The following is a 15,222-nucleotide window of genomic DNA, read 5'->3' as shown; positions in this document are numbered from 1 at the left end:
TGGGTCGATGACGGCGCTCGACGACTCCGACACCCGGCTCCCGTTCTACGTCCGGGGGAACTACGCACCGGTCGCCGACGAGGTCGAGGCGTTCGAGCTCGAGGTCGTGGGCGCGCTGCCTCCCGAGCTCGACGGCCGCTTCGTCCGCAACGGCGCGAACCCGGCCCACGGCGTGCCCAGCCACTGGTTCGACGGCGACGGGATGCTCCACGGCATCCGGCTGCGCGACGGCCGCGCCGAGTGGTACCGGAACCGGTGGGTGCGCACGAAGCTGCTCGCCGGCGAGGAGCGCTTCGATCCCGAGACGTTCGAGTTCGACCTGGCGGCGGGGCGGGCCAACACCCACGTCGTGCGCCACGCCGGTCGGATCCTGGCGCTCGAGGAGGCGAGCCTGCCGAACGAGGTCTCGCCCGACCTCGACACGCTCGGGCCGTTCGACTTCGGCGGGTCGCTCACCACCCCCTGCACGGCGCACCCCCACGTGTGCCCCGAGACGGGCGAGATGCACTTCTTCGGCTACGAGCTGGTGTCCGAGCCGTTCGTGACCTACCACGTGGCCGACGCCGCCGGCCGCATCGTCCACTCCCAGCCGATCGAGGTGCCCGCGCCCGTCATGATGCACGACTTCGCGCTGAGCCGGAACCACGCCGTCTTCCTCGACCTCCCGCTCGTGTTCGACCTCGAGGCGGCGACGTCGGGCGCCGGGATGCCCTTCGCGTGGCGCCCCGACGCCGGGGCACGGGTCGGCCTGGTCGACCGACGGCGGATCGGATCCGGCGAGGCGGTCGAGCCCCGGTGGTTCGAGATCGACGAGTGCTTCGTGTTCCACGTGATGAACGCGTGGGACGAGGAGGGCGGGGACGTGGTGGTCCTCGACGCCGGACGGCACCCGTCGATGTGGAGCTCGGACTCGAGCGCGTTCGAGCCGTGCCACCTGTGGCGGTGGCGCTTCGACCTGCGAACGGGTCGGGTCTCCGGGGAGCAGCTCGACGAGCGCGAGCACGGCTTCCCGCGCATCGACGACCGTCGCACGGGACTCGTCAACCGCGTCGGCTGGGCGGTCACGAACCGCGAGGGCGAGCCCGCCGAGACCGACTCCTCGACCGGCGTGGTGAAGTACGACCTCGAGCGGGGGACGACCGAGTTCCACGACTTCGGGCCCGGGGTGTCGACGTCGGAGGCCGTGTTCGTGCCCGCGTCCGACGACGCCGGCGAGGACGAGGGGTGGGTGATGTCGTACCTGCACGACCGAGCGAGCGGGTCGAGCTCGTTCGCGGTGCTCGACGCCACGGACCTCGCGGCCGACCCGGTCGCCGTCGTCGACCTCCCCCAGCGGGTCCCCCACGGGTTCCACGGGTCGTGGTTCGCCGATTGACCGGCGCGCCGCCCCCGCCCGGGCTCAGCCCTCGGTCGAGAACGCCGAGCGGTCGGGCTCACCGGCGAAGCTCGTCAGCTCGATCCCGACGTCGATCCCCACGAACCGGGCGAGCGGTCCCGATTCGAGGGCGCAGTAGGTCTTGGTGCCGCCGCTGACGTCGACGTCGACGCACACCGCCGGCCGTCCCGCGATGTCGGTCGACGAGCCCACCGGGTCGGCGATGCGCCGGGCGGCGTCCGCGCGCAACCGGGCGGCGAACGCCGGCCCGTAGAACCGGTGCGGGAGCTGCGTGTCGCTGATGCGGGCGTCGTTGAGCCCCTGCTCGCACGTCGAACCGACGAGGTCGCACGTGCGCTGCGTGGACCCGTCGTCGAGGAAGCGGACGGCGCGCGCGTCGTTGGTGACGGTCACCGATCGCCCGAGCTCGTCGTCGACCACGACGAGGGCGGTGGACGAGACGCTGCCGAACAGCGTCTCGATGGAGTAGGAGGCGGTGAACTCGCCGGAGTCGACCGAGTCGAGGCGGGCGAGGACGTCGTCGATCGCCGCGTTGCCGGTGTCGGCCACCGAGACCGTGTCGGGCGGATCGAGCAGGGTCGGACGCTCGCCGAGGGCGCACCCGGTGACGGTCGCCGCCAGCGCGACGCAGGCGAGGATCGCGCGTGGTGTCGCCGGCATGGGTCGCTCAGGCTACGACGCGGGTCCGGCGATCGAGCGCGATCGGCGCTCGTTACGATCCGATCCCGTGATCCGTCTCGACGCCGCCACGGTGCTGCTGCAGTGGGCGACCGGGGGGATGCTGTTCTGCTGGTTCACGACGCGGCGACGGATCGTCGGGACGGGCTACGGGTGGCTGCTGCGCGGGACCTACCTGTGCTTCGCGCTGGGCGCGCTCGCCGCGGGGATCGCGCTCGGCTTCGACCCGGTCCGCGACACGGCGGCGGCGGGCGTCGCGCTGGGGTGCCTCGTGGCGCTGGTCGTGTCGATCGCACGCCGCCGCGCCGGGGTGTCGGGCCAGCGCGCCGAGTTCGACCGACGCAGCGCCCGGGTCGCCGCGATGACCGGGATCGAGCGTGGTGGCGACGACGGCTCGGTGGCGCCGGCGGACGGGAGCGGCCCCGGTGGCGCGGGGCGCGAGTTCGACCCGATCCTCGACCTCGTCCCGGCGATCGTCGGCGCGGTCGGCCTCGTCGCCGCGTCGCTCGACGCCGGCGGCAGCCCCGCGGTCGCCCTGCTGCGGACGCTGATCGGCGCGGCGTTCATCGGGTCGATCAGCGACGCGATGCTGCTCGGCCACTGGTACCTGGTGCAGCCGGGCCTTCCCCGCCGCCTGCTCAACGAGATCGTCGCCGCGCTCGGGTGGCTGTGGCCGCTCGAGGTCGGCGCCCTGCTGCTGCCCACCGGGATGGTCAGCGTGTGGACGGGGGCGGTCGACGACGGCTGGGGAGGCCTGCTCGGGTGGATGTGGGCGATGTGCGCGATCACGACGATCGTGCTGGTGTTCGTGACCCGCGCTGCGCTCAGGGAGCGCTACTACTCGGCCGTGATGGCGGCGACCGGCCTGCTGTACCTCGCGATCCTGACCGCGTTCGGCACCGACATCGTCGCACGTGCGGTGCTCGACCAGGGCTGAGGGTCACCCCGGTTCGTTGCGGCGCGCTCCCGACCCCCTGTGACACACTGATCCGATGGCACGGCCGGTGTGGAGTGGGACGATCTCGTTCGGGCTCGTCGCGATCCCGGTCAAGCTGTTCCACGCGGTGCGTCGACGATCGGTGTCGTTCAACCAGCTCGACGAGCGCAACCTCGCGCGCATCCGCTACCGGAAGGTGAACGCCGAGACCGGCGAGGAGGTCTCCGACGACCACATCGTCAAGGGCTACGAGGTGTCCAAGGGGCACTACGTGGTGGTCGACCCCGACGAGCTCGAGCCGTTCATGCCCGTGGTCAGCAAGACGATCGACCTCGAGGAGTTCGTCGACCTCGAGGAGATCGATCCGGTCTACTTCGACACCGCCTACCACCTGGCTCCGGACGCGAACCCGAAGCCCTACGCGCTGCTCGCCCGGGCGATGGAGGCGAGCGGCAAGGTCGGCATCGGGCGCTTCGTGATGCGCAACAAGCAGTACACCGCCGCCATCCGCGCGGAGGACGGCCGCCTCGTGATGTCGTCGCTCGCCTACGCCGACGAAGTCGTCGAACCCGAGGACATCGAGGAGCTGGCGGCGCTCGACGAGGTCGAGGTGAGCGACAAGGAGGTCGCGATGGCCGAGTCGCTCGTCGTCTCGCTGAGCGCCGACTTCGAGCCAGAGAAGTACCGCGACGAGTACCGCGAGCAGGTGATGGAGCTGATCCGGATGAAGGCCGACGGCGAGGAGATCGCCCAGGCTCCGTCCGCCGAGCAGGACGCGCCGAACGTGATCGACATCATGGCGGCGCTCGAGGCGAGCGTGGCCGCGGCCAAGGCCTCGCGTGAGAACCACCCGGCGAAGAAGGCCGCCGCCCGCGCTGCGGCGTCGAGCGACGACGGGAGCGACGACGGGAGCGACGACGACGCGCCGGCGCCGCCACCGAAGAAGGCGGCCGCGAGGAAGCGGGCCGCGAAGAAGGCCGCGACGAAGAAGACGGCCGCCTCCCGCCGGAAGTCGGCGGGGCGCACCAAGGCGGCGAAGAAGGCCGCGGCGAAGAAGACGGCGACCAAGAAGTCGGCGTGAGCGCCGCCGCCACCGTCGTCGAGATCGACGGGCACGAGCTGCGGCTCACGAACCTCCCGAAGGTGCTCTACCCGTCGGGGTTCACCAAGGCCGAGGTGATCGACTACCACGTGCGGATCGCGCCCGTGGCGCTCGCCCACCTGGCCGGGCGGTGCATCACCTTCCGCCGATTCCCCGACGGCACCTCGGCGGCCGGGTTCTTCGAGAAGCGGTGCAGCCCCCACCGCCCCGACTGGGTGCCCGTCTCCGTCGGGCCCGGGGACCGCCGGGGCGGCATCGACTACTGCCGTGTGGAGGACACCGCGACGATGGCGTGGGCCGCGAACCTCGCCGCGATCGAGCTCCACGCCCCGATGGCGCTGGCGACCGACCTCGACGAGCCCCGGGCGGTCGTGTTCGACCTGGACCCCGGGCCGCGCACGTCGATCGTCGAGTGCTGCGCGGTGGCGGTCGCGGCCCGCGGCGTGATCGACGCCGTCGGCCTCGAGGGGTGGTGCAAGACGTCGGGGTCGAAGGGGCTGCAGATGTACGTCCCGCTGAACACCGCCGGGGTGACGCACCGTGCCGCAGCCGACTTCGCGCTCGCGGTCGGCCAGGTGCTGGAGCGGGCCTCGCCCGCCGACGTGACGACGGTGATGGCCAAGGACGCCCGGGGCGGGAAGGTCTTCGTCGACTGGAGCCAGAACTCCCACCACAAGACGACGATCGCGCCGTACTCCCTGCGCGCCCGCGACACGCCGACGGTGTCGACACCGGTCACCTGGGACGAGGTCGAGCGGTGCGCGGCGGGTGAGGACCCGCTGGTGTTCACGGCGGCCGACGTGCTGCGCCGGGTGGACGAGGTGGGTGACCTGTTCGAGGCGGTCGCCACCAGGCGCCAGTCGCTGCCGAGGTCCGGCGCGGCGCGCTGAGGTCCGCCGTGCGCCGACTCGTCGGGCGCGTGGCGCGCCCGCTCGGTGCGACGACGCCGTCGTGAGCGGCGGCGAGGTGCCGCGCCCGGGCCGTGCGGCGACGCCATCATGGTCGGGTGGGACGGAGGTGGGTGGCGGTGGTGGCGGTCGCGGCGGGTCTGTCCGCCGTCGCCGCGCTGGGCTCCGCCGCCCCCGTCGATCCCTCCCCGCAGGCCGCGACGCCCACCGAGCGGTCGGCGGCGACGACCCTCCCGACCGACGACCCGGCGGTGCCATCGTCGCTCGCGCCGTCCCCCGTCCCCGCGACCCCGGCGTCCGGCGCGAGCCCGGCGACGGCCACCCGCGCTCGCACGGCCTCGACGGTGCGACCGGAGCCCGTCACGTCGACGACCTCCGCTCCGCCGTCGACGCGCACCGCCACGCCCTCCGTCCCCGCGACGACGGATCCGCCTCCTCCGTCGACACCGGACGCTCGTGGTGCCTCGCCCGTCCGCGCCGACGGGTCGAGCGACGACCCCTCGTTCGAGCTCGGACCCGTTGTCGTGCTCGACGTCGGCGACGCCCGCTTCCCGGCGGACGACGCCGGGGTCGGGGCGGCGCCGTCGGTGGAGCCCGATGCTGCCGATGACGCTCTCGACGACTCGCCCGGCGCGGCGGCCGCCGACGGCTGGTCCGCCCTCGACCGCTCGTTGCGGGCCGAGCTGATCCGCCCCGGCAACACCGCCGCCTCCGTCGCCGTGTCGATCGACGGCGAGATCGTCCACCGCGCTGCGTTCGGCGACCGCGATCCGGCGACGGCCGACCCCGCCGACGCGGGGGACCGGTTCCGGATCGCGAGCATCTCCAAGCCGATCGCGGCCATCGTCGCCCTCCGACTCGTCGAGGACGGGGTGGTCGGGCTCGACGAGCCGATCGGCGACCTGATCGCGGCGCACGTGGGTGCGCCGCGCGTCCCGGCGGCGTCCTCCGCGGTCACCCTGCGCGGGCTCCTCGGCCACCGCTCCGGGTTCGGCCGCGACGACGGGCTCTTCTTCCGGCGTGGAGCGCGCGACTGCGCGGATGCCGCGCGCCGGGGTCTCGTCCGCGGTCCACGGACGGGGGGCTACGCGTACAGCAACATGAACTACTGCCTCGTCGGGATGGCGATCGAAGCGCTCACCGCCACGTCCTACGAGCGCGCCGCCTACCGGCACCTGCTGACCCCGCTCGGGATCTCGGGGATGCGCCTGGCGCCGACGTTCGACCCCGGACCCGACGAGGTCCAGCACGCGATCACCCCCGGGCGCAACTACATGGAGACCCTGGGGGCCGCCGGGGCGTGGGTCGCGACGCCGAGCGACCTGGTCACGATCCTCGACTCCCTCGACCACGGTTCGCCGGGCTTCCACCCGCTGAGCCCCGAGACCGTCGCGGCGCTGACGACGGCACCGGGTCGTGCGCCCGGGGCTCGCGGGTACGGCCTCGGCGTGATCTCGTACGGGGGAGGGCGGCTCGGCCACACCGGCACGATCGAGTCGACCCACGCGATGGTGCTCGACCGCGGCGACGGCGTCACCTGGGCGATCACGGTGGCCGGTCGGCACCCGGGGGAGTCGACGGACCTGGAGCGCGTGATGAACGAGGCGTTCGCCGCCGGCGGCTTCGTCGCCGGTTGAGCCCTCGCGGCGCGGTCGACGGGTCAGGCCACGGCGCCGTCGGCGCGCAGGCGGGCGGGGTCGAGCCCGAGCGACCGCACGATCTCGTCGGTGTGCTCGCCGTAGCCGGGGGCGAGGGCCGCCATCGCCTGCGGTGTCGAGGAGAAGCGAGCCGCCGGGCGGGGCTCGCGGATCGTGCCGGCGAGGGGGTGCTCGCGCGTGGCGAACACCTCGTTGTGGCGGACCTGGGGGTCGTCGGGGAGATCCTCCAGGGTGTTGACGATCGAGGCGGGGACGTCGAACTCCGCGGCGCGAGCGGCGAACTCGTCCAGCCCGCACCGCATCGCGGCCTCGGCGATCATCGGGCCCATCGCAGCTGAGTTCGCGATGCGCGTCGGGGTGTCGACGAAGCGCGGGTCCTCGGCGATGTCCGGGCGTCCGAGGGCCGAGCACAATCCCCGGAACTCCGAGTCGGTGACGGCGGACGCGCTGGCGAACCCGTCGGCCAGGCGCATCAGGGTGTAGTTCGACGCGATCGTCGGGGACCGCGTGACGTCGTGGTCGAGCAGGGCCGCGTCCATCGCCGAGTCGGGCCACATGAACGCGATCGCCGTGTCCAGCATGGCGATCTCGACGTGCTGGCCGCGGGCGCGCCCGCTGGCACGGGCGAAGAGCGCCGCGGTGATCGCCTGGGCGGCGGTGTACGCGGTGGCCTTGTCGCACAGCAGGGTCCGGAACAGAGCGGGTTCGCCCGAGGCGGGGTCGCCCTGCACGCTCGCCAGCCCCGACGCCGCCTGGATGACGTTGTCGTACACCCGACGCGAGCTGTTGGGTCCCGTCGCCCCGTACCCGGAGATGGAGGTGTAGACGAGGTCGGGGTTGATCTCGTGCACCTGTTCCCAACCGAGACCGAGCCGCTCCATCGCTCCGGGTCGGAAGTTCTGCACCATGACGTCGGCGTCGGCGACGAGCCGCTCGACCACGTCACGGCCCGCCGCGGACTTGAGGTCGACGACGATCGAGCGCTTGCCCCGGTTGTTGTTCGCGAAGATGCCGGTCATCGACCCCTTCTGGGTCCCGAGCAGGCGCATGATGTCGCCGAACCCCGGCGACTCGACCTTGATCACGTCCGCGCCCTGGTCGGCGAGCTGCATCGCCGCCAGCGGTCCGGAGATCATCACGGAGAAGTCGATCACCCGCACTCCGTCCAGGGGGCCGGCCGCGTCGGTCGCATCGCTCACGTCGCGAGGTTCCCATCGCCGGCGTCCGGCCGACGAGACGGAGCCGGCGGGCGCGACTGGCCCGGTTCGCCGGCGTTGCCTACAGTCGTCGAGGTGGAGGTGAGCTGCGACCTCGTCGACGACACGGCCACCGGTGCGCCCGGGGCGACGCGACGAGGTGAGCGGGCCGACGACGTGCGCACCCGCTCCGAGGCGCTGCGCACGCTGGCGCGCCGGGGCTCGGCCCGGGTGATCGCGTCGTGCGGCCTCGCGCTGCTCGCGGTGCGGGCGGCGCTCGGTGGCGCCGGGGTCCTCGACGCGGTGATCGTCGTCGCCGCGCTCGCCGTCGCCGGGGTGGGGGAGTGGGTCGTCCACCGCCACCTGTTCCACGCCCCCGAGCAGGCGTGGGTCGCGCGACGGCTCGGCGTCGGCCGTGAGCACCGCCGCCACCACGCCGACCCGGGTGCCCTCGACACCCTGCTCCTGCGGACCCCGGCAGCGGCGGTGTTCGTCGCGGTCCTCGGGGTGGTCGCCGCGGGGGTGGCGGTGCCGCTCGCCCGGGTCGTGGGCGCGCCCGGCGCACGCCCCGCGACGACGGCGTGGCTCGTGGCGGTGCTGGCGCTCGGCCACTACGAGTGGGTCCACCTCCTGGCGCACACCCGGTACCGCTTCCGGTCGCGCCGGTACCGGCGCCTCGCCCGGAACCACCGCGTGCACCACCACCGCGACGATCGGTCGTGGTTCGGCGTCACCAGCGACGTCGGCGACCGGCTCCTGGGGACCCGGCGCGCGGCGGCCGAGGCGAGCCGGCCCGGCTGACGACCGTCACGCCGTGGGCTCGGGAGGGGGCCTCAGGACGGGAACACGGTGGTCGCCGCGGTCCCGTCGAAGGCGACGGCGACGCGGTCGCCACGCGACCGCAGCCGGTCGGGGTGGGCCCGTGCCGCGAGGGTGGAGCCGTCGTCGAGGCGCACCTCGTAGCGGACGTCGTGACCGTAGTACTCGACCGCGGTGATCTCGGCCGTGTCGCCGTCGAGGACGGCGACCTGCTCGGGGCGCACGAGCACCGACATCGACTCGCCCTCGACCGTCGCGCCGGCGCGCAGCGACGAGATCGTGATCCGGCCGAGGGGGGTGTCGACGCGTCCGGCGTCGACGCCCGCGACTCCGGGGACGAGGTTCGCCTCCCCGACGAAGCGCGCGACCCACGGGTTGACCGGCGCTCGGTAGAGCTCGTCGGGGGCCGCGACCTGCTCGACGCGGCCGTCGCGCATCACCGCGACCCGGTCACCGAGGACGAAGGCCTCGTCCTGGTCGTGGGTCACGAAGATCGACGTGACCCCGACGTCGCGCAGGATCGTCGCGACCTCGGCCCGCACCTGGGTGCGCAGACCGGCGTCGAGGGCGGAGAACGGTTCGTCGAGGAGCAGGACCGCCGGGTTCGGAGCGAGCGACCGGGCCAGCGCGACCCGCTGCTGCTGCCCCCCCGAGAGGGTCTCGGGGAGCCGGTCGCCCAGTCCGCCGAGGTCGACCAGGGCGAGCAGCTCGTCGACGCGGCGTCGGGGGTCGTCGCCGACGGGTGACGATCGCAGCCCGAACGCCACGTTGTCGCGCACGCTGAGGTGCGGGAACAGGGCGCCGTCCTGGAACACCATCCCGACGAGGCGGTGCTCGGGTCGGACCCAGGTCCCGGGACCCGACACCTCGCGGCCCGCGACGCGGACCGATCCCGACACCGGTCGTTCGAGACCGGCGATCGCTCGCAGCAGCGACGTCTTGCCGCACCCCGACGGGCCGAGGAGGGCGGTCGTCGTCCCCGCACGGGCGGTGAGCGAGACCGAGTCCACGGCGACGGCGCCGGGGCCGTAGGACACGCTCACGTCGTCGATCTCGACCGAGGCGGGGACGCGCGAGCCGGCGGCCGGCGACGTCGTGGTCGACGAGCTCGCGCGATCTCCACGGGCACCTCGTCGACGAACGTTGTTAGGGTTGCCGAACATCGAGGGTCATCGTATCTTGATGAGATGGGTGGCCACCAGTCGACCGTGATCCCGTCGTCGGCGGGCGACCGCTCGCCGGGGGTGCTGTCCGTGGGCGCGCTCCGGGCTCGCGGCGACGACGTGGCGCTGGTCGAGGAGGGGCGGACCGTCTCCTACGCAGCTCTTGCCGATCGGGTCGAGCGCCGTGGCGCCGAGATCGGGACACGTCGGCGGGTGGTCGTCGCGCTCGCCTCGACCTCCGTGGAGCTCGTCGTCACCTACCTCGCCGCGCTCGAGGGCCGCCACCCGGTGATCGTCCTCGACGGCGCGTCCGATCAGCAGCCGACGATCGACGCGTACCGTCCCGACGTCGTCGCCCGCTGCGACCCCGCCGGGACGATCCTCGAGCACCGCCGTCCCGTCGACGAGGCCCCGGTCGACCCCGAACCGCACCCCGACCTCGCGGTGCTGCTGACCACGTCGGGGTCCACCGGCGGCCGCAAGCTCGTGCGGCTCCCCACCGGGGCCGTCACCTCGAACGCCCTCGCCATCGCGGCTGCGCTCGGCCTCGCCCCCGACGACCGGGCGATCACCTCGCTGCCGCTGCACTACTGCTACGGCCTGTCGGTCATCACCTCCCACCTGGCGATCGGGGCCTCGGTGGTCGTCGAGACCGCCTCGGTCGTCGACCCGTGCTTCTGGGCGAGCGTCGAGCGGTGGGGGGTCACCACGGTCTCGGCCGTTCCGCACACCTTCACCCTCGTCGACCGCGTCGGGATCGACGTGCTCGAGGCGCCCTCGCTGCGGCGCGTCACGCAGGCCGGAGGGAGGCTGGCGCCACGCGACGTCGAGCGCTTCGCGCGCCACGGGCGCGACCACGGGTGGGATCTGCACGTGATGTACGGCCAGACCGAGGCGACCGCTCGCATCGCCTGCCTGGCTCCGGACCGGGTGCTGGACCACCCCGATTCCGTCGGTCGCGCGATCCCGGGTGGTTCGCTTCGCCTGGTCCCCGTCGACGACGGGTCCGGTCCGACGGCGCGGGGACGCGGGGGTCGCACGGGCCCCGTCGAGGTCGGCGAGATCGCCTACCGCGGCCCCAACGTGATGATGGGGTACGCCACGAGCCGTGACGACCTCGCTCGAGGCGCCGACCTCGACGAGCTGCGCACGGGGGATCTCGGCCGCTTCACCGACGACGGCGAGCTCGTCGTCGTCGGGCGACGGACCCGATTCCTCAAGCTGCACGGGATGCGCGTCGAGCTCGATCAGCTCGAGGCCGAGCTGGCCGCCCGGGGGTGGCGGGCGTGGTGCACCGGCGACGACGACGGCCTGGTCGTCGCCATCGCCGGTGAGCGCGACGCCTCCCATCCGCGACTGCGCGACGACGTGCTCGATGTCGTCGCCGTGCCGGCGGGGCTGGTCGCGGCGGTCGAGGTGGGCGACGTCCCGGTGACCTCGTCGGGCAAGGTCGACCTCGCCCGGCTCACCTCGCTCGGTCGCGCCGTCTCGGCGGCGGAGCGCGCAGCGAGCGGCGGACGGAGCCGCTGGCGACGTCGAGGCGGATCCTCCGACGACGCCACCGTCGCCGACGCGTTCGGCGACGTGCTCGGCGTGGCTCGGGTGGCGCCCGACGACACGTTCGTGTCCCTCGGGGGTGACTCGCTGTCCTACGTGGAGCTGTCGATCCGTCTCGAGCGGCTGCTCGCCGACCTGCCCCGCGACTGGCACCTGACCACGGTGAGCGCGCTGGACGAGTTCGTCGTCGACGACCGCTCGGATCGCCGATGGACCGTGCGCGTCGAGACGTCGGTCGTGGTGCGCGCCATCGCCATCGCGATCATCGTGTGCACCCACATGCGCGTCTGGCGGGTGGCGGGCGGGGCGCACACCCTGCTCGCGGTCATCGGCTTCAACTTCGCCCGCTTCCAGCTCTCCGCCGCCGACCTGCCGGGCCACCTGCGCCGCGGGCTCGCCACCGTCGGGCGCGTGGCGGTCCCGACGAGCGTCTGGATCGGCCTGAACATGGCCGTCGCCGGGGGCTACGGCCTCTCGGCGCTGCTCCTGGTCAACAACTACACCGGGTCCGGTCATCGAACGGACGGCCGCTGGGAGTACTGGTACTTCGAGGCGTTCGCCCAGATCGTCGTCGCGCTCACCCTCGTGTTCTCCGTCTCCCGGGTGCGTGGCGCCGAGCGGCGCGCCCCGTTCGGGTTCGCGCTCGGGGTGCTGGCGCTGACCCTGCTGTTCCGGTTCGACGTGGTGTCGCTCGGAGGCGAGTACAACGAGGTGTTCCGACCCCACACCGTCGCGTCCTTCGTCGCGCTCGGCTGGGCGGCCCAGCGTGCCACGACGGTGTGGCGCCGTGCGGTCGTGACCGCCGCCGCAGCGCTCGTGTCGATCGGGTTCTTCGCCTCCGTCGGCATCGACACCGACCAGCTCGACCGCGAGCTGCGCATCCTCGCCATGATCGCCGCGCTGATCTGGATCCCGACGGTCCGCCTCCCCCGCCCGGTCGCCGACGTCGTGGGGGTGCTCGCGGCGGCGTCGATGCACGTCTTCCTCGTCCACTGGCAGGTCTGGCCGCTGCTCACCCCGTGGATGGACGATCGTGCGGCGTGGGTCGCGACGATGGCCGTCGGCGTGGGCGTGTGGTGGCTCGTCGGACGGACCACCGACGTCGTCACGCTCGGGTGGCGTCAGTTCCGGTCGCGCTCGGACGCGCGCACGGTCGGGCGCAGCACGAGCGTCCAGGTGAGCACGGCCGACACCGAGATCAGCACGAGCGACGCCGCCCCCGTCTCGGCGTAGAACCCCTCGTCGAACCCGCTCCAGATCTCGGTGGCGAGGGTCGTGAACCCGACCGGCGCGAGGAGCAGCGTCGCAGGCAGCTCCTTGACGGTCGCGAGGAACACGAGCCCACCGCCGGCGAGGAGTCCGGGACGCATCAGGGGGATCTCCACGGTGCGGAGTCGGCGCAGGGCGCTCGGCTCGAGCAGGCGGGCCTGCTCCCGGATGCGCGGCGGGACCGCCCGCACCGCCTGCTCGCTGCTGGCGAGGGCCTGCGACCCGAAGTGGATGACGTAGCCGGCGACGAGCAGCGCGGTCGACTGGTAGAGCCAGCCGAGGCCGGGTGCGTTCAGCGCGATCACGGCGAGCGCCAGCGCGATGACCAGACCGGGGACGGCGAACCCGCCGAGCACCGCCGAGGCGGCGACCGATGACGCCGCGGACGGGCGGCGGGTCGTCTCGACGGCGATCGGCGAGACGACGACGACGGTGATCACGGCGGCGAGCACGGCGACCCCGCTCGTGCTGACCGCCGGCCCCGCCAGGTCGACGAGGTCGACCGCCCCACGTCCGAGGCCGCGCAGGGTCCAGGTGAGCAGGCTCGCGACGGGGACGACGAGTCCGACCGCCGCGACGGTGGCGCACGCGACGGTGGCGGGGACCGACCACCACCCGAGGCGGACCGGCCGACGGTGGACGGTCGACGCGCGGTCGTCCGCGACCGCCCGCCCGCGCAGCCGACGCTCGGCGGCGACGACGATCACGGCGAGCACGAGCAGCGCCGCGGCCGCGGCGAACGAGGTCGAGCGGTCGGCCTGGCGGGTGGTGAACACCACCCGCGTCAACGTGTCGTAGCCGAGCAGCTGGACGGCGCCGAACTCGCTGAGCGTGTACAGGAAGACCAGCAGCGTCCCGGCGAGCACGGACGAGCGGATCGAGGGGAGGGTGACCCGAGCGAACGTCTCGAACGGTCCCGAGCCGAGCGTGCGGGCGCCCTCCTCGAGGTTCGCCCGCACCGAGGCGAGCGCCGCCGCGACGGGCATCAGCACGTAGGGGTAGGTGAACGCCGTCAGCACCAGCCACGACGCCCCCAGGCCGCGGAAGCGGCGGGGCGGCGTGAGCCCGACGAGGTCGAGGCCGTCGTGGACGATCCCGCCCGGGGCGAGACCGGCGATGAACGCTCCGGCCCCGACGAAGGACGGAAGGACGAGGGGGAGCACGAGGACCGCACGCCACGTCCGGCGGAAGGGGAGATCGGTCCGCTCGACGATCCAGGCGAGCGAGGTGCCGACCACCGCGGCGCTCGACGACACGAGAGCGGCGAGCTGCAGGGTCCGCCACGCCGGGGATCCGATCTCGGCCATCGTCTCCGACCACGACGCGCCGAGCCCGACGGTGCGCACGATCACGAACACCGCCGGGATCGCGAACACGGCGGCGACGACGAGCCCGGCGATCAGCGTCGGCGTCGGTCCGGTGCGCGACTGCTCGTCGCGCCGTGCGCGCCGGGGCCGAGGGTCGGCGACGACGCTCATCGGAGCCAGTGTGCCAGCTCGCGGTGGATCAGGTCTCGAGCCCCGCGGCCGCGATCAGCTCACGGGTGCGCTCGAGGCCGCCCTCGAGCTCGTCGAGGTCGAGCGAGCCGACGTCGGAGAACTCGATCTCCTCCACCCCGCCGGCGGTGGGCACGCCCGGGACGAGGGGGTACTCGAACGTCTCGTTCGCGAAGTACGTCTGACCCTCCTCGTCGAGCAGGAACTCGATGAGCTGGTCGGCGAGCTCGGGGTCGTCGGTCCCCTCGACGATCGCCGCGGCGGTGACGATCAGCGTCGAGCCCGGGTCGCCGTCGGCGAAGCGGTGGTTGGCGCTCGGCTGGTCGGGGTCCTCGGCCAGCGCGCGGAAGTTGTAGTAGTGGTTGACGAGGCCGACCTCCACCTCGCCCCGGCCGACCGCGGCGACGATCGCGTTGTTGTTCGGGTAGGCGACGGGGTCGAGCTCGGCGAGGTCGGCGAGGAAGTCCTCGGTGACCTCCTCGCCCTCGGTGAAGCGCATCGCGGTGATGAAGTCCTGGAACGATCCGTTGCCTCCGGCGACGCCGATCTGACCCGACCACCGATCGTCGCTCACGACGTCGAACACCGAGTCGGGGAGGTCCGCCGGGTCGACGGCGTCGGTGTTGTACACGAGCACCCGCTGGCGACCCGAGATGCCGACCCAGCGCCCGTCGGCGTCGCGGGTGGCGGGGTCGACGAGATCGAGGGTGTCGTCGGGGAGTTGCGTGAGGTCGCCGTCGAGGAACCCCATGGCGCCGGGGCTCTGCGAGAGGTAGACGTCGGCCTCGGCCCGCCCCGCGCGAGCCTCCTCGTCGATCAGCAGCGCGAGATCGGCGGTGTCGCCGTACTTGACCTCGACATCGATGCCGCTCTCCTCCTCGAAGCGGTCGATGATCGGCTGGATGAGGCCGTCGCTGCGACCGGAGTAGAGGGTGATCGTCTCGGTGTCGTCACCGCACGCGGTGGCACCCAGCGCGAGGGCGGCGATGGCGATGCAGGCGGCGGAGCGGTTGGTGGAACGCTTCATGTCGCCGAGTGTAGAG

The 15,222-nt window shown here is 73.3% G+C and carries 12 protein-coding genes; 7 read left to right on the top strand and 5 right to left on the bottom strand.

Annotated elements, in window-relative coordinates:
• Positions 1–7: 7 nt before the first annotated feature.
• Entirely contained in the window at positions 8–1,375 is a 1,368-nt protein-coding gene (locus ACOOHC_RS12490; RefSeq protein ID WP_420450734.1) for a carotenoid oxygenase family protein, read from the top strand.
• 24 nt (positions 1,376–1,399) lie between these two features.
• Here the strand turns inward: ACOOHC_RS12490 and ACOOHC_RS12485 are convergent, their stop codons facing one another.
• Positions 1,400–2,056: a hypothetical protein gene (locus ACOOHC_RS12485; protein ID WP_420450733.1), complete on the bottom strand. Its 657-nt coding sequence runs from the start codon at positions 2,054–2,056 to the stop codon at positions 1,400–1,402.
• A gap of 67 nt (positions 2,057–2,123) precedes the next feature.
• On the opposite strand from ACOOHC_RS12485, the gene ACOOHC_RS12480 reads away from it, so the two are divergent.
• From ACOOHC_RS12480 to ACOOHC_RS12465, 4 genes are all read left to right on the top strand, one after another.
• The gene (locus tag ACOOHC_RS12480) at positions 2,124–3,011 is read left to right on the top strand and encodes a hypothetical protein (RefSeq protein ID WP_420450732.1); all 888 of its coding nucleotides are present in this window, start codon (positions 2,124–2,126) and stop codon (positions 3,009–3,011) included.
• Between the two features lie 55 nt (positions 3,012–3,066).
• Entirely contained in the window at positions 3,067–4,092 is a 1,026-nt protein-coding gene (locus ACOOHC_RS12475; RefSeq protein WP_420450731.1) for a Ku protein, read from the top strand.
• A complete protein-coding gene (gene ligD, locus ACOOHC_RS12470; RefSeq protein WP_420450730.1) occupies positions 4,089–5,003 on the top strand; it encodes a non-homologous end-joining DNA ligase in 915 nt (304 codons plus the stop codon). The genes ACOOHC_RS12475 and ligD overlap by 4 nt, the downstream gene beginning before the upstream one ends.
• A gap of 116 nt (positions 5,004–5,119) precedes the next feature.
• Complete coding sequence (locus tag ACOOHC_RS12465; protein ID WP_420450729.1) at positions 5,120–6,658, top strand: serine hydrolase; 1,539 nt, start codon at positions 5,120–5,122, stop codon at positions 6,656–6,658.
• Positions 6,659–6,681: 23 nt separating this feature from the next.
• Here ACOOHC_RS12465 and ACOOHC_RS12460 read toward each other — a convergent pair whose 3' ends face one another.
• Positions 6,682–7,878 (bottom strand): CaiB/BaiF CoA transferase family protein, encoded by a 1,197-nt coding sequence (locus tag ACOOHC_RS12460; RefSeq protein WP_420450728.1) that lies wholly within the window; start codon positions 7,876–7,878, stop codon positions 6,682–6,684.
• Positions 7,879–7,971: 93 nt separating this feature from the next.
• Between ACOOHC_RS12460 and ACOOHC_RS12455 the strand changes: the two genes are divergently transcribed.
• Positions 7,972–8,676: a sterol desaturase family protein gene (locus ACOOHC_RS12455; RefSeq protein ID WP_420450727.1), complete on the top strand. Its 705-nt coding sequence runs from the start codon at positions 7,972–7,974 to the stop codon at positions 8,674–8,676.
• Between the two features lie 32 nt (positions 8,677–8,708).
• Here the strand turns inward: ACOOHC_RS12455 and ACOOHC_RS12450 are convergent, their stop codons facing one another.
• Entirely contained in the window at positions 8,709–9,857 is a 1,149-nt protein-coding gene (locus ACOOHC_RS12450; protein ID WP_420450726.1) for an ABC transporter ATP-binding protein, read from the bottom strand.
• Between the two features lie 24 nt (positions 9,858–9,881).
• On the opposite strand from ACOOHC_RS12450, the gene ACOOHC_RS12445 reads away from it, so the two are divergent.
• The gene (locus ACOOHC_RS12445; RefSeq protein ID WP_420450725.1) at positions 9,882–12,647 is read left to right on the top strand and encodes an AMP-binding protein; all 2,766 of its coding nucleotides are present in this window, start codon (positions 9,882–9,884) and stop codon (positions 12,645–12,647) included.
• Here the strand turns inward: ACOOHC_RS12445 and ACOOHC_RS12440 are convergent.
• On the bottom strand, positions 12,536–14,161 hold the full coding sequence (locus ACOOHC_RS12440; RefSeq protein ID WP_420450724.1) for an ABC transporter permease: 1,626 nt from the start codon (positions 14,159–14,161) through the stop codon (positions 12,536–12,538). The two genes, ACOOHC_RS12445 and ACOOHC_RS12440, sit on opposite strands and share 112 nt — an antisense overlap.
• Before the next feature lie 28 nt (positions 14,162–14,189).
• Positions 14,190–15,206 (bottom strand): extracellular solute-binding protein, encoded by a 1,017-nt coding sequence (locus tag ACOOHC_RS12435; protein ID WP_420450723.1) that lies wholly within the window; start codon positions 15,204–15,206, stop codon positions 14,190–14,192.
• Positions 15,207–15,222 lie beyond the last annotated feature (16 nt).

It is taken from the genome of Ilumatobacter sp., from assembly GCF_965215205.1.
In the GTDB taxonomy this organism is placed as follows: domain Bacteria; phylum Actinomycetota; class Acidimicrobiia; order Acidimicrobiales; family Ilumatobacteraceae; genus Ilumatobacter_A.
Note: the sequence above shows the minus strand (reverse complement) of the source record. Positions and strands in the feature narration are given on the sequence as shown.